The following is a 23,589-nucleotide window of genomic DNA, read 5'->3' on the forward strand; positions in this document are numbered from 1 at the left end:
ACCATGCACGAGAACGGCCTGAAACGGATCTGGGAGGCGGGCCGGCCCGCGATCAACGGTTGGTGTTCCATCGGCAACCCCTTCACCGCCGAGATCATGGCCGCGCAGGGATACGACTCGGTCTGCGTCGACATGCAGCACGGCGCGCTCGACTATTCCGACCTTCTGCCGATGCTGCAGGCGATGCGCGCCAGCGGGGTCACGCCGCTGGCCCGGGTTCCGTGGCTCGATCCGGCGGCGATCATGAAGGCGCTGGATGCCGGGGCAATGGGCATCGTTTGCCCGATGATCAACTCGCGCGCCGAGGCCGAACTCTTCGTCTCCTGCATGCGCTATCCGCCTGACGGCCAGCGCAGTTTCGGCCCGACACGGGCCGGCGTCGCCATGCCGGGGTACGGCGTTGCGATGAACGCCGAAGTGCTCGCGCTGGCGATGATCGAGACCGCGCAAGGGGTCGAGAACCTGGAGGAGATCGCCGCGACACCGGGGCTCGACGGGCTCTACGTCGGCCCGGCGGACCTGACCCTCGGGTCGCAGGCCGGACGCCTGCCGCCCGGGCTCGACCGCGAGGAGCCCGAGATGATCGCGCTGATCCAGCACATCGCGGAGGTCTGCGACAGGAACGGCCTGCGGGCCTGTCTGCACTGCGGCAGCGCGGATTACGCGGCCCGGGCAATCGGCTGGGGGTTCCACCTGACCACGGTCTCGGGCGACGCGCGCCTTCTGGCCGCGGCCGCTTCGGAAAGCGTGCAGCGTTTCAGGACCCTGACCGGGGCCGCCAAGGACTAACGCGTATTCTCGTTGAACCGCGTGAGCAGCCTCAGCGCGATATGCGGTTTGCTGGCGAGCGCCGGGGCCGCCAGATCGCCGCCAGACAGATCGTCAAAGCCCGCCACCCCGGCAAGGTCTTCGGCGGCAACCGTCCGGAATCCCATCGCCCAGCCGTCAAAATTGCGTTGCGGAACAGGCCGGTCCAGCAGCAGGAAGACGTCCTTGTGGCGCGGGTCCTCCACGATCCGGGCATAGGTGTTGAAAACCACGTCGCGCGGACCTTCGAGCGCCTGCATGAAACTTCCGTCCTTGTAGAGCAGCATCCCCGTAATCCCGTCGGCGAGGTTGCGTGCGCGACAGGTTTCAAGCAGCTCGGACAGATCGTCATCTCCCATCGGCCGGCTGGCGCCGCTGGTGTAGACAAGACAGTGCATCGGTACCGGGTCCATCCTTTTCCGGGTTACCTTTCGTCATCCTACCCTGCGGCGCGGTTTGCGTCCACGCGCACGACGACGGCGTGAAATCGGGAGAATCGCCGCTTTACGGATTTCGGCAAACTAGTCATGCTTGCAGCAGATGTACGCATTTCCATCACGAGAGGGCCGTTCGCCATGTTTAGACGTTGTGCTCTGATTGTCGCCGCAAGCCTGGTTTCGCTGAACATCGCGCCGGAGGCATTGCGCGCCGATGCGCATCTGGAAGAATTCGTCGACGAAGGCAATCGCCTCGCCGCGCTCTTGCGGGCCGGACGAGGTGTCGTGTCGGTCAACCAAGATCTCATCAACAATCCCGATATCGCCGACAAGGGCCTCGATGCGGAAACCTTCCTCGCCGCCGTCCACGAGCAGTACCGCGACGCGTACGGTACGGGTCCGCTCGACGGCGATCTGAGCGACGAGCAGCGCCGGCTGACCCAGGCGCAGCTGGACGCGATGGGCGAAATCATCGACGAGAACCAGGACCTGATCAATTCCGAGGGCCTGGGGTTCAAGGGCTTCATCCCGGCAGTCTTCGCGCGTCTGGTCAACGAACGCTTCGGCGAAAAGCTGGGTGGCAGCGCGACCATGAAGGTTACCGCGCCGCCCGAACTGGTGCGCAACCGCAAGGCGCGTCCCGACGCCTGGGAGGCGGCGGTGATCGACGAGCGGTTCCAGAGCGGGGACTGGACCGAAGGCGAGGCCTTCTTCGAGGAAATCGCATCGGACGGAGACGCGCGTTTCCGGATGCTGATCCCCGAGTACTACGGCGCCTCCTGCCTGACCTGTCACGGGGGACCCAAAGGCGAGGTGGACATCACCGGCTTTCCCAAGGAGGGCGGTGCGGCGGGCGATCTTGCCGGCGCGATCAGCATCACCCTGAGGCAATGACCGGCCTGTCACGCCGGTGGTTCCGGGCCGCGGGCGACAGCATCGCGCTGCGGGTCGGGTCGCTGTCCGCGGTGCTGCTGAGCGCCGTGCTGATCAGCACGCTGACGATGGCCTGGGACCTGCGGCGCAACCAGCAGCAGATCGAAGCCTCGACCGAGCGATTCCAGCGCCTGCAACTCGCCGCCGAGGCGGACCGCGATTTCGGCGAGATGCGCTATTGGCTGACCGATCTTTCCGTCAGCCTGCTGACCTTGTCCGAACGGCGCGCAGAGGCCGCGCGCGCAGCGCTCGAAGAGCGGTTGACGCAAATTGAGGCATTTGCCCCGGACGCCGCGGCTCAGATCCGTCAGGGGGTCGAGGATTACGCCGCAAGCGCGCTGAGGGCCGCCGACGCCTATACCGAGGACCGGCGCGTGATCGGCAACACGCTGGCCGCCCAGGCGCGCCAGGGCAGCGACCGCGTCGACGCGGCGCTCAAGGACCTCGTCGCTGCTCTCGCCTCGGAGGCCGCCGAAGCCGAAGCCGCGGCATCGGAGGCCGTGCAGGGCTCGGTCACCCGCGCGACGGTGGCCTGTGTCCTGATCCTGCTGGGCGGCGCGCTGCTGACGTGGTGGGTGCTTCGGTCCATCATCCTGCCGCTGCGCGGGATAAATCGCGCGATCTCCGAGCTGAACGCGGGGGCCGAGGACGTCGACCTGCCGCCAGAAGGCCCCGGCGAACTCGGTCGCATCTCGGCCACGGTGCGCGGCTTGCAGGACAGCCAGAGACAAAGACGCCAGCTTGAAGCGGAAGCAGAACGCCAGCGCATGACGATCCTGACCGCGATCGAAACCATCCCGGACGGGTTTGCGCTCTATGACGAGAACGACCGGCTGGTTCTGACCAATGAACGCTACCGCGGGATGTTTTCGCATATCTCGGAGGTGCTGGTTCCGGGCACGCATTTCCGCGAAATCCTCGCAGCACAGGCCGACAGCGACCCCGGAGCACTCGGGGACACCCCGAGAGAGCAATGGATCGACACGCGCATGCAGCTTCACGCCGCACCGGGTGCATCGCGGCGCGAGATCAGGATCGGCGGTGCGTGGCTGCACGTCTCCAAGAGCAAGACGCCGGAAGGCGGCACCGTGGCGGTCTACAGCGACATCTCGGACCTCATCGACAAGCAGGCGCAGCTCGAAGACGCTCGGCGCGGTGCCGAAACCGCGAACGACGCCAAGAGCCGCTTTCTCGCCTCGATGAGCCATGAGCTGCGCACGCCGTTGAACGCCATCATCGGCTACAGCGAGATGCTGATCGACGATGCCGAGGACGCCGGCCAGACCGAAAGCATCGCCGATCTGGAAAAGATCATGTCCTCGGGCCAGCACCTGCTGGCGCTGATCAACGACATTCTCGACCTCTCGAAGATCGAGGCCGGGAAGATGGAGGTGCATGTCGAACCCATCGAGATCGCGCCGCTGCTCGAGGATGTGGCGGCGACGATCCGGCCGATGATCGAGAAGAATGACAACCGGCTCGAGCTGCGGCTCGAGACCACGGCAAAGGAACTGACCACCGACAGGACCAAGCTGCGGCAGAACCTTTTCAACCTGCTGTCGAACGCGGCGAAATTCACCAGATCAGGCCATATCGAGTTGATCGTCCGCGATGGCCCGGACAGCGTCGATTTCATCGTCGCCGACAATGGCATCGGCATGACCCAGGAGCAGAAAGACCGGCTGTTCCAGGCCTTCATGCAGGCCGACAGCTCGACCACGCGCAATTACGGCGGCACCGGGCTGGGGCTGGCCATCGTGAAGAATTTCACCGAAATGGTGGGCGGGCGCGTCGACGTCGAAACCGACCCGGGCAAGGGATCGCGCTTCACCCTGAGCTACCCGCGCGATTACGATGCCGCGCAGGCAAAGATCAGCGCGGGACACCGGTCTGAGCGGTCGGGCGAAGTTCTGGTGATCGACGACGACCCCGAAGCGCGCAAGGCGATGCACGAATTGCTCACCGGAGAAGGCTTTTCCGTACTCGAGGCCGGCGACGCGCAGACCGGCCTCGCGCTGGCGGCCGATCACCGGCCCGATGCCATCGTGCTCGACATCATCATGCCGGAGCGCGACGGATGGTCGGTGCTGCGGTCGCTGAAATCGGATGACGCGCTCTGCGAGATTCCGGTGATCCTCGCCACAGTTCTCGGCGATCGCGAGATGGGCCTCGCGTTCGGGGCGGTCGACCACCTGACCAAGCCGATCAACCCGCAGCGCCTGATCGACACCATCAATGCCTTCGCAACCGGCGGCGAGCGCGAGGTTCTGGTGGTCGACGACGACGCCGGCACACGCGCTCTTTTCCGCCGCATCCTCGTGCGCGAAGGCTGGGCGGTGCGCGAGGCCGCCGATGGGGTGCGTGCGCTGGCGCAGCTAGACCGCAAGTTGCCGACCATCGTCATACTTGACCTTTTGATGCCGAACCTCGATGGGTTCGAGACGCTCATTGCGATCCGGGCGCGCGAGGATTGTGAGGCGCTGCCGGTCATCATCGCGACCTCGAAGGATCTCAGCCGAGAGGAACTCGACTGGTTGCACGCGAACGCGCGCGAGGTCGTCATGAAAGGCAAGAACGGGCGTTCCGATCTTCTGGCCGCGATCCGGCGGCAGATCGGCGCGGGCCCGGTCGCGGAAGGAACCGTCGGACCATGACACGCATCCTGATCGTCGAAGACAACGACATGAACCTCGACATGCTGTCGCGTCGGCTGAAGCGGAAGGGGTTCGACATCCTGACGGCGCGCGACGGCCGCGCAGGCGTCGACACGGCGCGTGCCGAGACGCCGGACCTCGTGCTGATGGACATGAGCCTTCCGGTGCTCGATGGCTGGCAGGCGACGCGCGAGATCAAGGGGGACGCCGAGACTGCCGCGATCCCGGTCATCGCTCTGACCGCGCATGCAATGGACTCGGACCGGCGCGCGGCGATGGATGCCGGCTGCGACGCCTTCCACACCAAGCCGATCGACCTTGCCGGACTGCTTGCGCAGATCGACGAACTGGTTCCGGGGTGACGCCATGAGCGAGGCCGACAGGATCAGCCGCGAGGCGCTTGCCGCCCGGATCGCCCAGCGTCTTGCCGGGCCCGCGGAAACGATCCTCGGCTACCAGGCTCTGATCGTCGACACGCTCGGGGCCTCGGAGGCCGGCGACGCGCTCGAGGACGCCGAGGTCGTGCTGAAGGCGGCGCGCGCGCTCAACGACAAGATCGCGCGCCTCGTCGATCCGGAAGCGGATCTCGACCCCTCGGACCTCGAGGATGCCACGCTGCGTCACGACCTGCGCACGCCGGTCAACGCGATCCTGGGCTATTCCGAACTGATCCTCGAAGAACAGGGCGACGCCATCGACGCCACGGTGCGCAGCGACATAGAGACCGTCGTCACGGCCTGCGGCCATGTGCTTGAACAGATCGACGGTCTGGTCGGGTTCTCGCGCGGCAGTGCCGAGGCGCTTGCCGCCGACGCTGCCGACGCAGGCATTGCCGAGGCGCTGGCGCGTACCCTGTCCGACGAGGTTGCCGCCGGTCCGGGGATCAGCGGGCGCATCCTTGTCATCGACGACGTCGAGGCCAACCGCGAATTGCTGCGGCGGCACCTGACGACCCGGGGTCATTCGGTGACCACCGCGGCCTCTGCACGCGAGGCGCTGAAGCTCTTGAAGGCCAGCAATTACGAATTGGCACTTGTCGACATCCTGATGCCCGACATGAACGGGATCGAGCTTCTGGCGACGCTGAAGTCGAACCCGCTCTGGCGCGAGATGGCCGTGGTGATGGTGTCGGGGCTCAAGGACGTGCAGGCGATCGTGAAATGCATCAAGGCCGGCGCGGCGGACTACCTGCCCAAGCCGGTCGATCCGGTCCTGCTGCATGCGCGCGTCGAAAGCTGCCTCGAGACCGTGCGATGGCGCGAGCGCGAGCGTCGCTTCGTCGAGAAGATCGCCTACGAGAAGTCCCGTGCCGATGGTCTGCTTTTGTCGATGCTGCCCGCAACGATCATCGAACGGGTCGGCCGTGGCGAGACCGTCATCGCCGACCGCTTCGAGGCGGCCTCGATCATCTTTGCCGATATCGTCGATTTCACCCCGCTGGTGGCACGGACCGATCCGACGACACTGGTGGGGCATCTGCACGCGCTGTTTTCGCAAATCGACGAACTGGCGGACCGACACGGGGTCGAGAAGATCAAGACCATCGGGGATGCCTACATGGCGGTGGTCGGTGTGCCGGAGGCCCGTGAGGACCATGCCGATCGCGCCATCGCCTTCGGGCGTGCCCTGCTTGGCTTGCAGTCCGAGATCTTCGGCGCGTCCGAACCCCTGAGGATCCGGGTTGGGGTCAGTTCCGGCCCAGTGATCGCCGGGCTCATCGGGCGCAAGCGGTTCGTCTACGATGTCTGGGGTGAGACGGTGAACCTTGCCAGCCGTCTAGAGGCCTCGGGCGAAGCCGGGCGGATCCATACCTCCACCGCAACCATCGAGGCCCTGTCGGCGACCCCGCAAAGCACGCGGCAACAGACCGCGATCAAGGGGGTCGGTCGGATCGAGACCTTCCTGATCGCCTGACCTCGGCGCTCAGCCGCCTGTTTTTGCGTCCTCCGCGTCGTCACCGCCCGTCCCGAACAGCCGGTCCGCCTCGTCCGGCGTGTACCGCCCCAGTCGCACGTCTTCCGCCACCAGCGCCCGGTCCCGCTCGGCCGGATCTCCATAGCCGCCGCCGCCGGGCGTCCTGACCCGGACCCGGTCGCCGGCCGACAGCGCGATGTCCTGCGCCTTCGACAGATGCTCCGGGGTGACGCTCTCGCCGCCGCGGGTCACGGTGACCTCGTTGACCGCGCCGTCACCGCCGCCCAGTACGCCCTGCGGGCCGAACCGCCCGTGGTCCATGACGAAGCTCGCCAGCGCCGTGCCCTTGCGCAACTCGACCTCGTAGTCGAGCCCGAACCCGCCGCGATGGCACCCCGCCCCGCCCGAGCCTTCGCGCAGCGCGTAGCGGTGGTAGAGCACGGGGAACTGCTGCTCCATGATCTCGACCGGCGGCGCCTTGGAGATGCCGATGGTCGAGCATCCATTCGAGATTCCGTCGCCCCCGGCAAAACCGCCGTAGCCGCCGCCCGAGATCTGGTACATCACGTAGCTGCGTCCTTCTTCCGGGACCGACCCGCCAAGCGCGAAATTGCCCGATGAACCGGCCGGTGCCGCCGTGACGCGGTCGGGCAGCGGCGCGACCAATGCGGCAAAAACCGCCTCGGCGATGCGCTGGCTGACCTCGGCCGCGCAGCCGGACACCGGGCGCGGGTAATGCGCGTCGAGAAACGTGCCCTCGGGCCGCAGGATTCGCAGCGGCTCGAACGCCCCGGCGCTGATCGGAACGTCGGGGAAGATGTGGCGCACGGCGAGGTAGACGGCGGAATGCGTCGTTGCCAGCACGCTGTTCATCGGACCCGCGCACGGCGGGCTTGAGCCTGCGAAATCGAAGGTCAGGCTCTCCCCGTCCGCGGTCACGGCCAGGCTGATTTTCAGCGGCTCGTTCACCACCCCGTCGCTGTCGATCCACGCGACGGAGCGATAGGTGCCCGGCGCGATCAGCGCGATGTTGGCGCGCATCTGGTCGGCCGCGCGGCGGCGCAACTCGGCAATGGCGTCGCGCACAGTGTCGTCGCCGTAGCGGTCCAGAAGCCGCGTCAGCCGGCTTTGCCCGACATAAAGCGCCGCCGCCTGCGCCTTGACGTCGCCGATACGCTGGTCGGCGACACGGATATTGGAACAGATGATCGCGTAGATCTCCGGATCGAGCGTGCCTTGCTTGAACAGGCGCACCGGCGGCAGGCGCAGCCCCTCCTGCTCGACCGCCGTGGCGGAGGCGGAAAACCCGCCCGGCACCGCGCCGCCGGTATCGGGCCAGTGCCCGGTGTTCGACAGCCAGCAAAAGATCTCGCCGTTCCGGTAAAAGGGCATGGCAAAGCGCACGTCCATCAGGTGCGTCCCGCCAAGGTAGGGATCGTTGACGATGTAGATGTCGCCCGGCTTCGGCGCCGCGGCGCGCCCGTCGGCGATCATCTCGATCAGCGTCCGCGTGGAATACTGCATCGTCCCGACGAAAACCGGCAGGCCCTGGCTGCCCTGAGCGATCAGGCTGCCGTCATCGGCGGCATAGATGCCGTCGGACCGGTCGTTGGCCTCTGCGATCACCGGCGAGAAGGCGGCGCGCGAGAACGAAAGGTCCATCTCGTCGCAGACCTGCTGCAGGGCCGACTGGATGACCGTCAAGGTGATCGGGTCGAGCGTCACGCGGCACTCCCCACGGTCACGACGAGGTTGCCGTCCGCGTCCTGCGTGGCCACGTCGCCCGGTTCCAGTACCAGCGTGCAGTCCATCTGTTCGACGATGGCCGGACCTTCCATCATCGCCGCGGCGGGCAGGAAATCGCGCCAGTAGACCGGCGTGTCGCGCCAGCCCTCGAACCAGACCCGTCGCTCCCCGGTCTGCGCCTCTGGCAAGGTGTCGCGCCGGCCCGAGACGTCGATCAGTGTGGACAGGTCGAGATCGGGCCGCCGCCCGATGACCGAGGTGTTGACGTTCACCAGCGCCGGGCGGATTTCGGGCAACGCGACCTGGAAGCGACGGAAATAGGCGTCTTCGAACAGGGCCTGCAAGTCCGCCCGCGTCGGCTCGGGACCCGGAAGCGCGACGCGCAAAAGGTGGGTCTGGCCGATGAATTGCATGTCCGCCGAGTGCAGCACCCGCACCTCCGCGATCTCGACACGTTCGCGCGCGATGGCGGCGCGGCCCTCCTCGACCTGGGTCGCGAAGTGGCGGTGCACCAGGTCCATGTCGCACGCATCGAGCGGTGCGTTCACGGTCGTCACGAAATCATGCCGCAGATCGGCGACGATGCAGCCCAGCGCATTGGTGATGCCCGGACGCGCAGGCACCAGCACGCGCGGCACGCCAAGCTCGCGCGCGATCGCGCAGGCATGCAGCGGACCGGCCCCGCCGAAGGCAAAGAGCGCGAAGTCGCGCGGGTCCTCGCCGAGCGAGATCGACACCATGCGCACGGCATCGGCCATCCGGGCATTCGCCACCTTCAGCACTGCCGCCGCCGCCTCGGTCGCGTCGAGCCCGAGCGGGCCGCCGAGCTTGCTCTCGAAGACCGCCGCGAGCTGTCCGAGCGACACGGCCTCCGCACCGGACAGCTTACCGGGGTCCATCCGCCCCAGCAGCATGTTCGCATCCGAGATCGTGGGCTCCGTACCCCCGCGCCCATAGCAGATCGGGCCGGGAACCGAGCCCGCACTTTCGGGTCCGACCTGAAGCAGCCCGGCGGCGGTGACCCGCGCGATGGACCCGCCGCCCGCGCCCACGGTGCGCACATCGACCATCGGCACGTGGATCGGCATGGCGTATTCGATCTCGATCTCGTGACTGACCGCCGGATTCGCGCCGCGGATCATCGCCACGTCGGTCGAGGTTCCGCCCATGTCGTAGGTCAGAAGGTCCGGCAGCCCCGCCCGTCGCCCGGTGTAGGCCGCTGCCATGACGCCGGACGCAGGCCCGGACATCACCGTCTTGGCCGCCTCGCGCGACACGGTTCGGGCCGAGACCATGCCGCCGTTTCCGTTCATGACCAGAAGATCGCGGTCGTAGCCGCGCTCGGAGAGCCGGTCCGCCAACCGCTCGACGTAGCGCCTCAGAAGCGGCTGCACCGACGCGTTGACCGCCGCCGTCACGCCACGTTCGAATTCGCGGCTTTCCGAAAGCAGCGCGTGGCCCAGCGTCACATTGCCGTTCGGCCATTCCTCGGCCGCGATCTCCCCGGCGCGCAACTCGTGCGCGGGGTTGGCATAGGCATGCAGAAAATGGATGACCAGCGCCTCGCAGTTCTCTGCCGCCAACCGGCGCAGCGCCGCGTACAGGGCGTCTTCGTCCAGCGGCGTGTGGACCGCGCCATCCGCCAGCATGCGCTCGGGGATTTCGAGCCGCAGGTCGCGCGGGATGATCGGGCGGAAGTGCCCGTGCATGCCGTAGGCCTGCGGCCGCGTGCGCCGGCCGAGTTCGAGCACGTCTCGGAACCCCATTGTGGTGACGAGCCCGGTCTTGCACAGACGCCGTTCCAGAACCGCGTTGGTCGTCGTCGTTGTCCCGTGCACGATGAGATCGAGCGCTGCGGCATCGACCTCGGCCGCGTCGAGCGCCGCCAGCACGCCTTCGGCCTGGTTCTGCGGCGTCGTCGGCACCTTGGCGAGCCGGACGGTGCCGCTGCGGCTGTCGAAATGCGCAAGATCGGTAAAGGTGCCGCCGACGTCGATGCCTGCGACGCTGCCGCGCAGGCCGGTTTCGGTCGTCATGCGCGCGCCTCGGCACTGGCCAGAATCGCCGCGCGCACCTTGTCGGGTGTTGCCGGAAGATCGTAGATGCGCACGCCGCAGGCGTTCGCGATCGCATTGAGGATCGCCGGGGCGGTCGGGATCAGGCAGTGTTCGCCCAGCCCCTTGGCACCGTAGGGGCCATGGGCGTCGCCGCTTTCGACGATGATCGAGGTCACGGGTGGAATGTCTCCGAAAGTGGGGATCAGGTAGTCATGCAGGTTCTCGGTCCGGCCCGGCACGAATTCCTCCATCAGCGCCATCCCGATGCCCTGCGCGACGCCGCCTTCGATCTGGCCTTCGATCAGCAACGGGTTTATCGCACGTCCGACGTCATGCGCCGCGACGATGCTCAGCACACGCACGGTGCCGAGCGCCGTGTCGACCTCGACCTCGGCGATCTGCGCGGCCGTGCCGAAGACGGCATAGGGGGCGCCCTGCCCGTTCTCGTCGAGCGCCAGCGTCGGCGGGTCGTAGGTCTCGACGGCCTCCAGCGCATAATCGCTGTCGCCCGCTCCGAGTTCGACCCGATGATTGCGCCCGTCCTCGACGATCTCGACGCCACCAGGACAAAAGCGAATGCTCGCATTTTCGGACGCATTACCGAGCCGCAGCACCTGCGCGCGCAGGGCCTCGCCGCAGAGCCTTGCAGCATTGCCGGTGATGAAGGTCTGGCGGCTGGCCGAGGTCTTGCCGGCATCCGGGGTCAGATCGGTATCGGCACCGACGAGATGAACGTCCGCCACCGCGACGCCCATGGCCTCCGCGAATATCTGCGTGATGACCGTGTTCGATCCCTGCCCGATATCGACCGCACCCTGGTGCAGCACCAGCCTGCCGTCGCCGGTGATCCCCGCCCGGATGGTCGAAGGGTTTGACATCGAGGTATTGCCGCAGCCGTACCAGCCTCCGGCGATCCCCACCCCGCGCCGCAGCCGGCCCGGCGTCGAATTGAACTCTGCGGCCTCGCTTTGCGCGCGCGCCCATGCGGGCTTTAGCGCATCTAAGCAATCCGCGATGCCCATGCCGGTGTCGAAGACCTGCCCGGTGACCGTCGCGTCACCGTTTGTCAGGCAGTTGCGGCGGCGGAAGTCGAGCGCGTCAATACCGAGTTTCCCGGCCAGCATGTCGTAAAGCTGCTCCTGCGCGACGGCGGCTTGCGGTACCCCGAAGCCGCGAAAGGCCCCGGCGGGTACGGTGTGCGTATGGATGCCGGCGCTTTTCGCCTCGTAATGCGGCGTCCGGTAAGGCCCGCTGGCATGGATCGGGACCCTGGTCGCGACCGTCGGACCCCAGCTGGCATAGGCGCCGGTGTTGAAATCGCCCGAGACGCGCGCCGCGACGATATGGCCTTCGGCATCGGCGCCGACCTCCATCTCGATGGCCGCCGGATGCCGCTTGGTCGAACTCGCCATCGACTCGGCGCGCGTGTAGGCCATGCGCACGGGCCGGTCGAGATGCCAGGCCGCCAGCGCCACGAAAGGCTGCACGCTGAGGTCGAGCTTGGAGCCGAACCCGCCGCCCGTCGCCGTCGGCAGGATCCGCACCCGACCCGGGTCGATCCCGAGAATCCCGGCGATACCGTCGCGGGTCATGTAGGGCGCCTGGGTGCAGCAGGCGATCTCGATCCGGTCGCCGACGCGGCGCGCGACGGCGGCCTCCGGTTCGACATAGGCGTGTTCAATGAAGCCGGTGGTGAAGCGCCCCGATACCCTGTGCGCCGCCTCCGCCAAGCCGGCTGCAGCGTCTCCGCGCGCGACGAACCCGGTACACATCAGGTTTCCCGCGCGCGCGCCGTGGAGCGGTTCGGCCTGCACCGCCGCATCGGGCGTCAGCGCCGCGGGCAATTCGGTCCACTGCACCGGGAACGCGCCCATGCCGGCCAGAGCCGCGGCGCTGCCGACAACGGCGGAGACGGCCTCGCCGCGGAACCGAGTCTCGGAGACCGCGAAGACGGGCTGGTCCTCGAACCCGGGGATCACGCCGAAGATGTTGCTGCCCGGCACGTCTTGCGCGGTAAGGATCAGGTCCAGTCCGTTCTCGCGCCGTAACCCGTCGAGGTCGCCAAAGTCGAAGCGCGCGCGGTGGAACGGCGCGCGGATGACCCGGCAGAACAGCGCATCGGCGGGCGCCACATCGTCTCCGAAAGCCTCGCAACCAGAGACCTTGGGCCAGCCGTCGACACGCGGAAGCCGCGCGCCGATGCAACCGTCCCGCGGCGCCTCCGCCTCCCCCTCGACGTCAAGGACCGCGGCAATGATTTTGCGGTAGCCGGTGCAGCGGCAAAGCACGCCACCCAACGCGTCCGAGACCGCCTCTTCGGTCAACGCGCCGCCCGCCCGCAGGTGCGCGACGGCCGAGACCATCATGCCTGGCGTACAGATACCGCATTGTGCGGCCTGGTGACGCTGGAAAGCAGCGGCGAGCTGCGCGGCCACGGGATCGTGTGCGACAAGACCGGACTGGGTTTCGACGCTGCGGCCCTGCGCCTGCCCCGCCGCGACCATGCAGGCGCAGACCGCTGTGCCGTCCAGAAGCACGGTGCAGGCCCCGCAGTCCCCGGCGTTGCAGCCCACCTTGACGTCGCGCGCGCCGGCGGCCTCGCGCAGCACCTCCGAGAGCCGGGCCGTGGCCGAGACCTGCAGGGCAACCGCCGCGCCGTTCAGGGTGAAGGACAGCGCCGGCGGCACACCATCAAGCGACATCGCCAGCCTCCATCGACTTCGACAGCGCCTGAGCGACCAGAGTGCGGACCGCGTCCATGCGGTAGGCGGACGTTGCGCGGATGTCGTCGATCGGCGCGAAACCGTCGAGCGGCGCATCTTGTACCAGCCGCTCGACTGCGTCGGGGCTCTGCCCGATCAGCGCCGCCTCGAGTTCGGGCAAGCGCCGGGCGACGGGGGCGCAGGCGCCGACGGAAACAGCCGCATGAAGAACACGGCCTTCGCGCATCTCCACGTAGGCCCCGACCATGACAATCGAAATCACCAGATAGCGCCGCGCGCCGAGCTTGACGAAACTGCCGCGCCCGGGCCGGTCGGGCACACGGATGCCCGTGACCAGTTCACCGGGTGCGAGGGCTGTCCGGCGCGGCCCGGAGATGAACGCGTCGAGCGCCAGAACGCGCCGACCCTGCGGCCCGGAGATCGCCACCTCGGCCTCCAGCGCCTGCAGCGCCGGCACGCCGTCTGCGGCCGGCGAGGCATTGCACAGGTTGCCGGCGAGCGTGCCCGCGTTCTGCACCTGCACGGCCCCCACCTCGCGCGCTGCCGCCTTGAGACCGTCGAAAAGCGGCGGCAGGTCGGCGCGCAGGAGATCCGACCAGGTGGTGGCAGCGCCGATGTTCCAGACAGCGTCCTCGCATATGATCCCGCGCAGCCCCGCAATCCGGGTGATGTCGACCATCCGCGCCGGCGCGGGCGCGTCTCGCAGGCCCGGGTAGAGGTCCGTTCCGCCTGCCAGAACCGGCCCTGCGCCCCGCGCCAGAAGCGCCAGGGCCGCATCGAGGGATTCGGGCTGGTAGAGCGTCACGCGGTCGGGCTCCCGGAGTCGCGTTTCATTTGTGTGCAAACATTTTCAGCTCAGCGTAGGGACGCCGCCCGATTCTTGTCAATTCCATTCGCGCCGGGCCGGACGGATCCCGAGAAGGGGACCGATTCTTGTTTGTATACGAACAAGAATGGTGCAGAGTTGGCGCGTCCGGCGATGCAGCATGGAGCGTCCATGACCCCTGAAGGTGCCAGCGAGATCGGGAACGACGGCAGGATCACTGCCGCAGCACCTGCTGTGTCGCGTCGGTCGAGGGCCGAAGCGTGAGCGGCGCGCCCGAGACGCGGCACAAGGCCGACGCGCCCGCCAAGATCCGCTGCGATGCATGCCCGGTCATGTGCTACATCGCCGAAGGCCGCGCCGGGGCCTGCGACCGCTATGCCAATGAGGGCGGAGAGCTTGTCCGGCTCGACCCGCTGACCATTCTCGAGAATGGCGATGCGCCGGTGGTGCCCTTCCTCGACCGCGAATGGGATGGCGAGCTGGTGTCGGGCGAAGGCCAGTTCGTCACCGCCCTCGGCTCGGGCACGACCTACCCCGACTACAAACCCGCGCCCTTCATCGTGGCCGCGGAAATCCACGGTGCGGACATGATCACCGTCGTCACCGAGGGGATCTTTTCCTACTGCGGCGCCAAGGTGAAGATCGACACCGACAGGCACCTCGGTTCGGAATGCGCCTGGGTACGCTCCGAAGGCGAGGTGGTGGGCCATGTCACGACGTCCGAGTACGGCTCGCAGATGCTGTCTCTGGGCGGGGTGAACCACCTGACCGGCGGCTCGAAGAAGGAAGGCCGCGCCACCTGCGCGGCGCTGCTGGCGCTGTGCAACGGCGAGGCGGTGGCGCTGACCATCGACGGTGGCGCAGACCTCGAGATATGCGCGGGCTCGGCGCCCGTCGTGAACGGCCAGCGCGAGGAGCGTATGCGCGTCGGCTGCGGATCGGCCACGGTCGGCATGTTCGCGGCGCAGTGGCAGGGGCTCGTGGACGAGGTGGTCGTGGTCGACGACCACATCACCGGCGTCATGTCCGAGCACCAGGCCGGAAAGGTGATCGGCTGGAAACCCACGGGTATCCGGATCAAGGGCCGCCGTTCCACGCCAGGGCGCTACTTCCAGGTCGCAGAACCCGGAACCGGTTGGGGCGGAACGGACCTGAGCGACCCTCTGGCGATCCTCGACACGTGGAAGCCGAAGGAGGCCTGGCCGGGCCTCAACCTGCTGATGGTTTCGACCACCGGCGAGAACGCGGCCTATTACGAACTCGATGAGAACCTGAACCCCGTCGAGAAAGAGATGCCGGAGCGCTTGCGGCCCTCCGTGGCCCGGATCGAGGAGAATTGCGAGCCTGCGCTCGCCTCGGTGCTGTTCATGGCCGGTGCGGGTGGTTCGCTGCGCTCGGGCGTGACCGAGAACCCCGTCAGCCTGACGCGCTCGGTGCAGTCGCGCCTGACCCGCGTGACCTGCGGTGGCGCGCCGGTGATGATGTGGCCGGGCGGCGGCATCACCTTCATGGCCGACGTCACGCAGATGCCCAAAAACGCTTTCGGATATGTGCCGACCCCGGCGCTGGTGGCCCCGATCGAGTTCACGATGCCCGCCAGCGACTATGCGGCGCTCGGCGGCCACATGGATTACGTCATGCCGCTGAAGGAGGCGCTGAAGGGCGTGACCGGGCGGCAAAGCGATCATCGCCTCTCGGGGCGGCGCGCGGAAAAGGCGAAGTCGGACGGGCCGTGGTCCGCGATGGTAGCGCGTTCGGAAAAACCGAAGGTGGCGGAATGAGCGGTTGGAGCGAAACCGCACAGGTCCACGACCTGTCCGGCGGGCGCTTCCGGCTGACGCACGGGCCGATCGACGTCGTCGCCTCTCTCGACGGGCCGCGCAGCGCTGTCGCCGCCGCCAGATCGCGGATCGAGACCGCCTTCGCGCCTGTGCTGGCGCGGCTCGCCGCCGAATTGCCCCGTCTGCGCGCGACGGACGGTCCCGATCCGGAGGGACCGCTGGCACGGCGGATGTGCCGGGCGACCGCGGCCTTCGCCCCCGCCTTCGTGACCCCGATGGCCGCTGTCGCAGGGGCGGTCGCCGATCACCTGCTTGGCGCGGCGCTGACCGGCCCGCACGGGTTGCGTTCCGCGCATCTCAACAACGGTGGCGATATCGCGGTATGGCAGCGGGACGGCGCGCTGCGGCTGGCCGTTTGCGATGACCCGGCGCGCCGCATCTCCGGCGCGCGCGCCGAGATCGCCGCATCGGCGGGCATCGGCGGGGTCGCCACCAGCGGCTGGCGCGGACGCTCTTTCTCGCTCGGGATTGCCGACGCAGTCACCGTGCTGGCCAAAGACGCCGCAACCGCAGACGCGGCAGCGACGCTGATCGCCAACGCCGTCGACCTGCCCGGCCATCTTGCGATCGCACGCCGGCCCGCACGCGACCTCGCGCCGGACAGCGACCTTGGGAACCGTCGCGTGACAGTCGCCGTGGGACCGCTCGACCGCAGCGAAACGCGCCGGGCGCTGGACCGGGGGCTTGCTCTCGCCCGGGACTACCATGCGCGCGGACTCATTCACGCCGCCTGCCTTGCCTTGCAAAGCCAGCGGTGCATTGTCGGAAACACCATCACGCTGCCGGAGCCTGCCCATGCCTGAGCCACAGATCCGCAAGTCCGCGATCACGGTCGAAACCATCCACCACGAAGGCGGGCCGAAACCGGACATCCCGGTGCGCCGTGCCGCCGCGCTGACGGTGATCGCCAATCCCTTCGCGGGCGCCTACCACGAGGACATCACGGGCTTCATGGAAGATCTCAAGCCGCTCGGCGCGCAGATGGCGCAGGATCTCATCGACGCGCTCGGGGGCGACGCCTCGGTTGTCGAGAGCTACGGAAAGGGGGCGATCGTCGGCATCGACGGCGAGCTCGAGCATGGCGCGCTCTGGCATGTGCCGGGCGGCTACGCGATGCGCGACAAGATCGCGGCCAGCAAGGCCATCGTGCCCTCGGCCAAGAAGGTCGGCGTCGCCGGCACACGGCTCGACGTGCCGATCACCCACACCAACGCTTCCTACGTCCGGTCGCATTTCGACGCGATGGAGGTTGGCATTCCGGACGCGCCGAAACCCGGCGAGATCGTGCTGGCGCTTGTCATGACCACCGGGTCACGCATCCACGCCCGCGTCGGCGGGCTGGCGGCAGAAGACGTCAGGGGAGAGGACGGGCTGCGGTGAGCCTGTCCGCGCCGCCAAGGGGCTGCGGCGACACCTGCCCCCGAGCAAAGGGAGAGGACCGATGACCATCTTCGTCCGCAATGCCTGGTACGTCGCCGGATGGTCGCGCGAGATCGACGACAGCCTGCGGCGATTCACCATCCTCGGCGAGCATGTGGTGCTGTTCCGCAAGTCCGACGGCAGCGTCGCGGCACTCGAGGATCGTTGCCCGCACCGCCTGCTGCCGCTGTCCAAGGGCAAGCGCATCGGCGACACGGTGCAATGCGGCTATCATGGCCTTACCTTCGACGGCAGCACCGGCCAGTGCGTCCGCGTTCCCGGCCAGACCAACCTGCCGGCCTCGGCCAGCGTCACCGCCTACCCGACGGAGGAACGCCACAACATCGTTTGGATCTGGATGGGCGACCCGGCGAAGGCCGATGCCGCGAAGATCTTCGACATGCCGCAGTTCACGGATCCCGGCTGGGCCGCGCACCAGGGCGACGCGCTCCACCTGGAATCGAACTACCTCAACGTGGCCGAGAACTTGGTCGATCCTGCGCATGTGAGTTTCGTGCATCCCACCACGCTGGGCAACGCAGCCTCCGAGAACGTGCCGGTCCATGTGCGCACCGACGGCGAGGTCATCGTCGCCTGGCGCTGGATCCGGGATTCCGAACCGGTCGGGTTCTTCAAGGCCTTCGGCGGGTTCACTGGCAACGTCGACCGCTGGCACTACTACTACCTGCACACGCCCTGTACGGCGGTCATCGACTTCGGCTCGATCGAGACCGAGAAGAAATGCGCCGAGGAGCACCGCGACAGGGGCGTGCGCATCTTCGCGCTGCACTTTATGACGCCGGTCAGCGCGACCGAGACCATCGACCGCTGGATGCACATCCGCAATACCGCCATCGACGACGACAGCGCCGCCGCGCGCATGGATACGCTGCTGCGCACCGCCTTCGCCGAGGACAAGGAGATCCTCGAAGCCGTGCAGCGCGAGGAACTTCGCCCGCAGAAGCGCCGCCCGATCCGCATTGCCATCGACAAGGGTCCCATGGTCTATCGCAAGCGCATTAGCGAACTGATCGAACTGGAACGCACCGAGGACGTGGCCGCCGACCCATCGCCCGCCTACGTCTACCACGACTGACCGGCGCCAGACCGGAAGACACCGCCGCGCCCGCGCGGCCGACCAACAGGAGACCGAGCCACATGAGCTTTACCAGACGCACCCTTCTCGCGGCCGCGGCCGCACTGGCCCTCGCGCCCGCCGCCAAGGCGCAGGACACGATCGTGATCGGCGAGATCAATCATTACAAGCGCATGGCCGCCTTCGCCGAGCCCTACAAGAAGGGGATCGAGCTGGCACTGGAAGAGATCAACGGTGCGGGTGGCGTGCTCGGCAAGCCGCTCGAATTCATCTACCGCGACGACCAGGGCGATCCGGCCGAGGCGGTGAAGATCGCCGAAGAGTTGATGACCCGCGACGGCGCGGTGATGCTGACCGGTTCGATCCTGTCGCATGTCGGCCTCGCGCTCAGCTCCTTCGCCGCCGAGAAGGGTTATGTCTACCTCGCCGCCGAGCCGCTGGCCGACACCTTGGTCTGGGAGAGCGGCAACCCCTACACCTACCGTCTGCGCGCCTCGACCTGGGTGCAGGCGGCGATGCTGGCCGAGGAGGCCGCCAAGACCGACGCCGTGCGCTACGCCACCATTGCGCCGAATTACGCATACGGGCAGGACGCGGTCGCGGCCTTCAAGGCCAACCTTCAGAAGCTCAAGCCCGAGGTCGAATTCGTCGCCGAGCAGTGGCCGGGCCTCTTCAAGATCGACGCCGGGGCCGAGGTGCAGGCACTTGAGCGCGCCAAACCCGACGCGATCTACAACGTCACCTTCGGCACCGATCTCGCCAAGTTCGTGCGCGACGGCACCGACCGCGGGCTCTTCGACGGTCGGCAGGTCTACGGGCTGCTGACCGGCGAGCCGGAATACCTCGAACCGCTGGGCGAGGAAGCCCCCGAGGGCTGGTACGTGACAGGCTACCCCTGGTACGCGATTGAGGGCGAGGGCAAGGTCTTTGTCGATGCCTACCAGGAAGCGACCGGCGAGACGCCCAAGATCGGCTCGCTGGTGGGCTACCTCACCGCCATGTCCATCGCGGGGGCCATCGAGAAGGCCGGCTCGACCGAGACCGAGGCGATCCGCGAAGCCTTCGAGGGCCTCTCAATCCCGGGCACCCCGATCGGCGAGCTGAACTTCCGCGAGATCGACAACCAGTCGAACATGGGCGCCTATGTCGGCACCATTGCGCTGGAAGACGGCAAGGGCGTGATGGTCGACTGGGAGTACAAGTCCCCGGACGCCTACATGCCCAGCGACGAGGAAATCGCCGCCAAGCGCCCGGCGGAGTGATCGGCGTGGGCCCGGTCGACTTCGGCCGGGCCCCGACCGCGCCCTGACAGGAGCGACAGACCCCCGACATGGCCTTTCTTTTCGCGCAGTTCCTGACCGGGCTCGCCAATGCGGCCGCGCTGTTCCTGGTCGCGTCCGGCCTGTCGCTGATCTTCGGCGTCACCCGGATCGTCAATTTCGCGCATGGGTCGTTCTACATGCTCGGCGCCTTCGTCGGCATCACCCTGATGGAGCTTCTGCCCGGTCATGTCGGCTTCTGGGGCGCGATCCTGCTGACCGGGCTTGCCATCGGCCTGATCGGAGCGATTGTCGAAATGCTGGTGCTGCGCCCGATCTACAAGGCGCCCGAGCTTTTCCAGCTGGTCGCCACCTTCGGCGTCATCCTGGTGATCCAGGACCTCGCGCTGATGATCTTCGGGGCCGAGGACCGGCTTGGACCCCGCGCGCCCGGATTGCGCGGCGTCTGGCGCATCTTCGGCGAGCCGGTTCCCAAGTACGATATCGTGCTGATCGCGATCACGCCGGTGATCCTCTTCGCGCTCTGGTACCTGATCCAGCGCACCCGGCTTGGCGTGCTGGTGCGCGCCGCGACCCAGGACCGCGAGATGGTTGGCGCGCTCGGTGTCAACCAGGCCTGGCTCTTCACCGGCGTCTTCGCGCTGGGCTCGGCGCTCGCCGGGCTCGGTGGCGCGTTGCAGCTGCCGAAAGGCGGGGCCGATCTGCTGATGGATTTCAACATCCTCGGTCCGGTCTTCGTCGTGGTCGTGATCGGCGGCATGGGCAGCCTGCCCGGCGCCTTCATCGCCGCGGTGCTGATCTCGGTGCTGGGTGTCTTCGGTGTGACCTACCTGCCCTCCTCGACACTGGTACTGATGTTCGTCGTGATGGCCATCGTTCTGGTGATCCGGCCCTGGGGCATTCTCGGGCGCGAGGAGGTCGCGGGCGAGCATGGCCAGGTCGGCCAGCCGGAGCAGCCGATCCGGCCTTACGGGGCCAAGGCGCGCCTCGCCGTCGGCCTGCTTCTCGCCCTGCTCGCCGCACTGCCGATGTTCGCAGACCGATTCGTGCTGATCCTGCTGATTGATGTCATCGTCTTCGCGCTCTTTGCCGCCTCGCTACACTTCATGCTCGGCACCGGCGGGCTGGTCAGCTTCGGGCATGCCGCGTTCTTCGGCGGCGGCGCCTATGCCGCGGCGCTGCTGGTGTTCCATGCCGGCACGCCGATGGAGATCGCCTTTCTCTTCGCCCCGCTCGCCGCAGGCCTTCTGGCGCTGGCAATCGGCTGGTTCTGCATCCGCCTCACCGGCGTCTATTTCGCCATGCTGACCCTCGCTTTCAGCCAGCTTGTCTGGTCGCTTGCCTTCCAGTGGCGCGCGGTCACGCGGGGTGACGACGGTTTGGTCAACATCTGGCCCGCCGACTGGCTGAACGGGACGGTGCCCTACTACTATTTCACCCTCGTGCTCGGGGTCTCGGGAATCGTGTTCCTGCGCCACGTCATTCACGCGCCCTTCGGCTACGCCCTGCGCGCCGGCCGCGACAGCCCCCGCCAGGCCGAGGCCACCGGCATCGACGTCAAGCGCGTACAGCACCTCGCCTTCACCCTCGCCGGCATCATGGCAGGGCTCGCGGGCGGCATCTTCGTGTTCTCCAAAGGCTCGGTGTTTCCCACCGAGCTGGAAATCTCGGCCAGCTTCGACGCACTGATCGCGGTGTTCCTGGGGGGCGTGAAAACGCTTGCCGGCGGGGTCGTCGGGGCCACCTTCCTGACCGCCGCCGAAGACTGGCTGACCCGCGCGGAGCACTGGCGCCTGATCCTCGGCCTCGTGATCATCGCCGTGGTGATCGTCGCCCCCGAGGGTATCGTCGGCTCGCTCCGTACGCTCTGGGCGCGTCTGCGCGCACGCGACGAAGAAACGGAGGCGTGAGATGAGCGCGATCCTCGACGTCCGCAACCTGAGCAAATCCTACGACGGTTTTCTGGCCGTGAACGGCATTTCCTTTTCGGTCGCTAAGGGCGAACTGAAGGCGCTGATCGGTCCGAACGGCGCCGGCAAGTCGACCTGCTTCAACATGCTCATGGGACAGATCCGCCCGACCACGGGTGAGGTCCGGCTCGATGGCGAGACCATCACCGGACAGAGGCCCCGCGATATCTGGCGGCGCGGCGTCGGGCGCACGTTCCAGATCACCGGGACCTACCAGTCGATGACCGTAATCGAGAACGTCCAGATGGCACTGATGAGCCATCACCGTCGTATCTACGCGATCCTGCCGCGGGCCTGGACGCTCTACCGTGACGAGGCGATGGAGTTTCTCAAGACCGTGTCGCTGGCCGACCAGGCCGACCGGCCGTGCTCGGTGCTGGCCTACGGCGACCTGAAGCGCCTGGAGCTTGCAATCGCCCTGTGCCACCGACCGCGCCTTTTGCTGATGGACGAACCCACCGCAGGGATGGCCCCCTCGGCGCGCATCGCGCTGATGCAGCTGACCGCCGACATCGTGCGCGACCAGGGCGTGTCGGTGCTGTTCACCGAGCATGACATGGATGTCGTCTTTACCCACGCGCATCACATCATGGTACTGAACCGGGGCGAGCTGATCGCGGATGGCGATGCCGAGACAGTGCGCAACGATCCGCAGGTGCAGGAAGTCTATCTTGGCGGCGGGACCCTCTTCGCGGAGGCCGCCGATGCTTAGCGTCGCGGGGGTTCACAGCTACTACAGCAAGGCGCATATCCTCGACGACCTCGGGTTCGACATCGCCGAGGGCGAGGTGGTGGCCCTGCTGGGGCGCAACGGTGCGGGCAAGACCACGACGCTGAAGTCGATCATGCAGCTTGTTGTGCCGCGCCGCGGGTCGGTGGTCTTCCGGGGCCATGACCTCGTCGGACTGCCACCCTACCGGGTCGCCAAGCACGGGCTCGGCTACGTGCCGGAAGATCGGCGCATCTTTTCGGACCTGACGGTGACCGAGAACCTTGAAGTCGGACGACAGCCCGAGCGGCCCGGCGCGCCGACCTGGACCGTCGACCAGCTTTTTGCGATCTTTCCGAATCTCGCGGAGCGCCGGACCAACCGGGGCAAGCATCTCTCTGGCGGCGAACAGCAGATGCTGACCATCGCGCGCACGTTGATGGGAAACCCCGAACTCCTGCTGCTGGACGAGCCGTCCGAGGGGATCGCCCCGGTCATCGTCGAGCAGATGGCCGAAACCATCCGCGCGCTGAAGTCGCAGGGCCTGACCGTGCTGCTGTCGGAACAGAATCTGCATTTCGCCCGCGCCGTCGCGGACCGCGCGATCATCATCGAGGGCGGGCAAAAGAAGTTCGACGGCAGTTTCGAGGCGTTGAGCCAGCAGCCGGAGATCCGCGATGCCTATCTCTCGGTCTGATCCGGAGCCGGAAACGCGCGCAGGTCGCGAGGACGACACCGGTGTGCCTGTCCGCGGCCCCGGGTCCTACGATCTCGACGCGCAGATCGGCTATCTCTTGCGACGGGCCTATCAGCGCAACTCGCTGATCTTCGCCGAACAGGTGCCTGGCCCCCTGACGCCCACGCAATTCTCGGTCATGCATCGCCTCGCCCGCGAAGGCGCGATGTCGCAGAACCGGCTGGGTCGCTCCGTTGCGATGGACGGGGCGACCACCAAAGGTGTCGTCGACCGTCTGATCGCACGTGGACTGGTCAAGACCGAGCGCGACGCGCAGGACCGCAGGCGGCACCTGGTTTCGCTCACCGCGGACGGATCAGCATTGATCGCCTCGGCCGAAGCGGCGGCGGCACGGGTCAGCGCCGAAACGCTGGCCCCTTTGCGCGAGCGCGAGCGCGAGACCCTGCTGCGGCTGCTGAAAAAGATCCTCTGAGCGCGATG

At 67.5% G+C, this 23,589-nt stretch carries 19 protein-coding genes; 14 read left to right on the top strand and 5 right to left on the bottom strand.

Translation table 11 applies throughout. The features are described 5' to 3' along the window. The first annotated feature begins 3 nt into the window (after nt 1–3). On the top strand, nt 4–789 hold the full coding sequence (locus R5H30_RS10990) for an HpcH/HpaI aldolase family protein (protein ID WP_318328351.1): 786 nt from the start codon (nt 4–6) through the stop codon (nt 787–789). Here R5H30_RS10990 and R5H30_RS10995 read toward each other — a convergent pair. After that, a complete protein-coding gene (locus R5H30_RS10995; RefSeq protein WP_318328352.1) occupies nt 786–1,220 on the bottom strand; it encodes a BLUF domain-containing protein in 435 nt (144 codons plus the stop codon). The two genes, R5H30_RS10990 and R5H30_RS10995, sit on opposite strands and share 4 nt — an antisense overlap. A gap of 162 nt (nt 1,221–1,382) precedes the next feature. On the opposite strand from R5H30_RS10995, the gene R5H30_RS11000 reads away from it, so the two are divergent. The 4 genes from R5H30_RS11000 to R5H30_RS11015 are packed head-to-tail and all read left to right on the top strand — an operon-like array spanning nt 1,383 to nt 6,745. Next, complete coding sequence (locus tag R5H30_RS11000) at nt 1,383–2,138, top strand: c-type heme family protein (RefSeq protein ID WP_318328353.1); 756 nt, start codon at nt 1,383–1,385, stop codon at nt 2,136–2,138. Then, nucleotides 2,135–4,831, top strand: coding sequence for a response regulator (locus R5H30_RS11005; protein ID WP_318328354.1), 2,697 nt, complete (start codon nt 2,135–2,137; stop codon nt 4,829–4,831). Before R5H30_RS11000 ends, R5H30_RS11005 begins: the two co-directional genes overlap by 4 nt. After that, complete coding sequence (locus tag R5H30_RS11010) at nt 4,828–5,193, top strand: response regulator (protein WP_318328355.1); 366 nt, start codon at nt 4,828–4,830, stop codon at nt 5,191–5,193. Before R5H30_RS11005 ends, R5H30_RS11010 begins: the two co-directional genes overlap by 4 nt. A gap of 4 nt (nt 5,194–5,197) precedes the next feature. After that, the gene (locus R5H30_RS11015) at nt 5,198–6,745 is read left to right on the top strand and encodes an adenylate/guanylate cyclase domain-containing protein (RefSeq protein ID WP_318328356.1); all 1,548 of its coding nucleotides are present in this window, start codon (nt 5,198–5,200) and stop codon (nt 6,743–6,745) included. Nucleotides 6,746–6,754: 9 nt separating this feature from the next. Here the strand turns inward: R5H30_RS11015 and R5H30_RS11020 are convergent, their stop codons facing one another. From R5H30_RS11020 to R5H30_RS11035, 4 genes are read right to left on the bottom strand one after another with little or no spacing between them, the layout of a single operon-like run. After that, complete coding sequence (locus R5H30_RS11020) at nt 6,755–8,470, bottom strand: hydantoinase B/oxoprolinase family protein (RefSeq protein ID WP_318328357.1); 1,716 nt, start codon at nt 8,468–8,470, stop codon at nt 6,755–6,757. Beyond that, entirely contained in the window at nt 8,467–10,527 is a 2,061-nt protein-coding gene (locus tag R5H30_RS11025) for a hydantoinase/oxoprolinase family protein (protein WP_318328359.1), read from the bottom strand. Before R5H30_RS11025 ends, R5H30_RS11020 begins: the two co-directional genes overlap by 4 nt. After that, nucleotides 10,524–13,250 carry a molybdopterin-dependent oxidoreductase gene (locus tag R5H30_RS11030; protein WP_318328360.1) on the bottom strand — a complete coding sequence of 909 codons (2,727 nt, stop codon included), beginning with the start codon at nt 13,248–13,250 and terminating at the stop codon, nt 10,524–10,526. The genes R5H30_RS11025 and R5H30_RS11030 overlap by 4 nt, the downstream gene beginning before the upstream one ends. Continuing rightward, the gene (locus R5H30_RS11035) at nt 13,240–14,076 is read right to left on the bottom strand and encodes an FAD binding domain-containing protein (protein WP_318328361.1); all 837 of its coding nucleotides are present in this window, start codon (nt 14,074–14,076) and stop codon (nt 13,240–13,242) included. The genes R5H30_RS11030 and R5H30_RS11035 overlap by 11 nt, the downstream gene beginning before the upstream one ends. A gap of 353 nt (nt 14,077–14,429) precedes the next feature. Here R5H30_RS11035 and R5H30_RS11040 point away from each other — a divergent pair, with 353 nt between their 5' ends. From R5H30_RS11040 to R5H30_RS11080, 9 genes are all read left to right on the top strand, one after another. Further along, the gene (locus R5H30_RS11040) at nt 14,430–15,878 is read left to right on the top strand and encodes a 6-hydroxynicotinate reductase (RefSeq protein WP_318328783.1); all 1,449 of its coding nucleotides are present in this window, start codon (nt 14,430–14,432) and stop codon (nt 15,876–15,878) included. Beyond that, a complete protein-coding gene (locus R5H30_RS11045) occupies nt 15,875–16,741 on the top strand; it encodes a UPF0280 family protein (protein WP_318328362.1) in 867 nt (288 codons plus the stop codon). The genes R5H30_RS11040 and R5H30_RS11045 overlap by 4 nt, the downstream gene beginning before the upstream one ends. Beyond that, nucleotides 16,734–17,318, top strand: a complete 585-nt coding sequence (locus R5H30_RS11050; protein WP_318328363.1) for an amino acid synthesis family protein — start codon at nt 16,734–16,736, stop codon at nt 17,316–17,318. The genes R5H30_RS11045 and R5H30_RS11050 overlap by 8 nt, the downstream gene beginning before the upstream one ends. 61 nt (nt 17,319–17,379) lie before the next feature. Continuing rightward, nucleotides 17,380–18,453, top strand: a complete 1,074-nt coding sequence (locus R5H30_RS11055; RefSeq protein WP_318328364.1) for an aromatic ring-hydroxylating dioxygenase subunit alpha — start codon at nt 17,380–17,382, stop codon at nt 18,451–18,453. 62 nt (nt 18,454–18,515) lie between these two features. Beyond that, nucleotides 18,516–19,715 carry an ABC transporter substrate-binding protein gene (locus R5H30_RS11060; RefSeq protein ID WP_318328365.1) on the top strand — a complete coding sequence of 400 codons (1,200 nt, stop codon included), beginning with the start codon at nt 18,516–18,518 and terminating at the stop codon, nt 19,713–19,715. 68 nt (nt 19,716–19,783) lie between these two features. Next, the gene (locus tag R5H30_RS11065) at nt 19,784–21,643 is read left to right on the top strand and encodes an ABC transporter permease (protein WP_318328366.1); all 1,860 of its coding nucleotides are present in this window, start codon (nt 19,784–19,786) and stop codon (nt 21,641–21,643) included. A 1-nt stretch (nt 21,644) separates the two neighbouring features. Further along, on the top strand, nt 21,645–22,415 hold the full coding sequence (locus tag R5H30_RS11070) for an ABC transporter ATP-binding protein (protein ID WP_318328367.1): 771 nt from the start codon (nt 21,645–21,647) through the stop codon (nt 22,413–22,415). Continuing rightward, nucleotides 22,408–23,109: an ABC transporter ATP-binding protein gene (locus tag R5H30_RS11075; RefSeq protein WP_318328368.1), complete on the top strand. Its 702-nt coding sequence runs from the start codon at nt 22,408–22,410 to the stop codon at nt 23,107–23,109. Before R5H30_RS11070 ends, R5H30_RS11075 begins: the two co-directional genes overlap by 8 nt. Beyond that, entirely contained in the window at nt 23,090–23,581 is a 492-nt protein-coding gene (locus R5H30_RS11080; RefSeq protein WP_318328369.1) for a MarR family winged helix-turn-helix transcriptional regulator, read from the top strand. Before R5H30_RS11075 ends, R5H30_RS11080 begins: the two co-directional genes overlap by 20 nt. Nucleotides 23,582–23,589 lie beyond the last annotated feature (8 nt).

Origin of the sequence: Roseobacter sp. FCG-D35 (assembly GCF_033436665.1) — a bacterium.
GTDB lineage: Bacteria > Pseudomonadota > Alphaproteobacteria > Rhodobacterales > Rhodobacteraceae > JAWQFO01.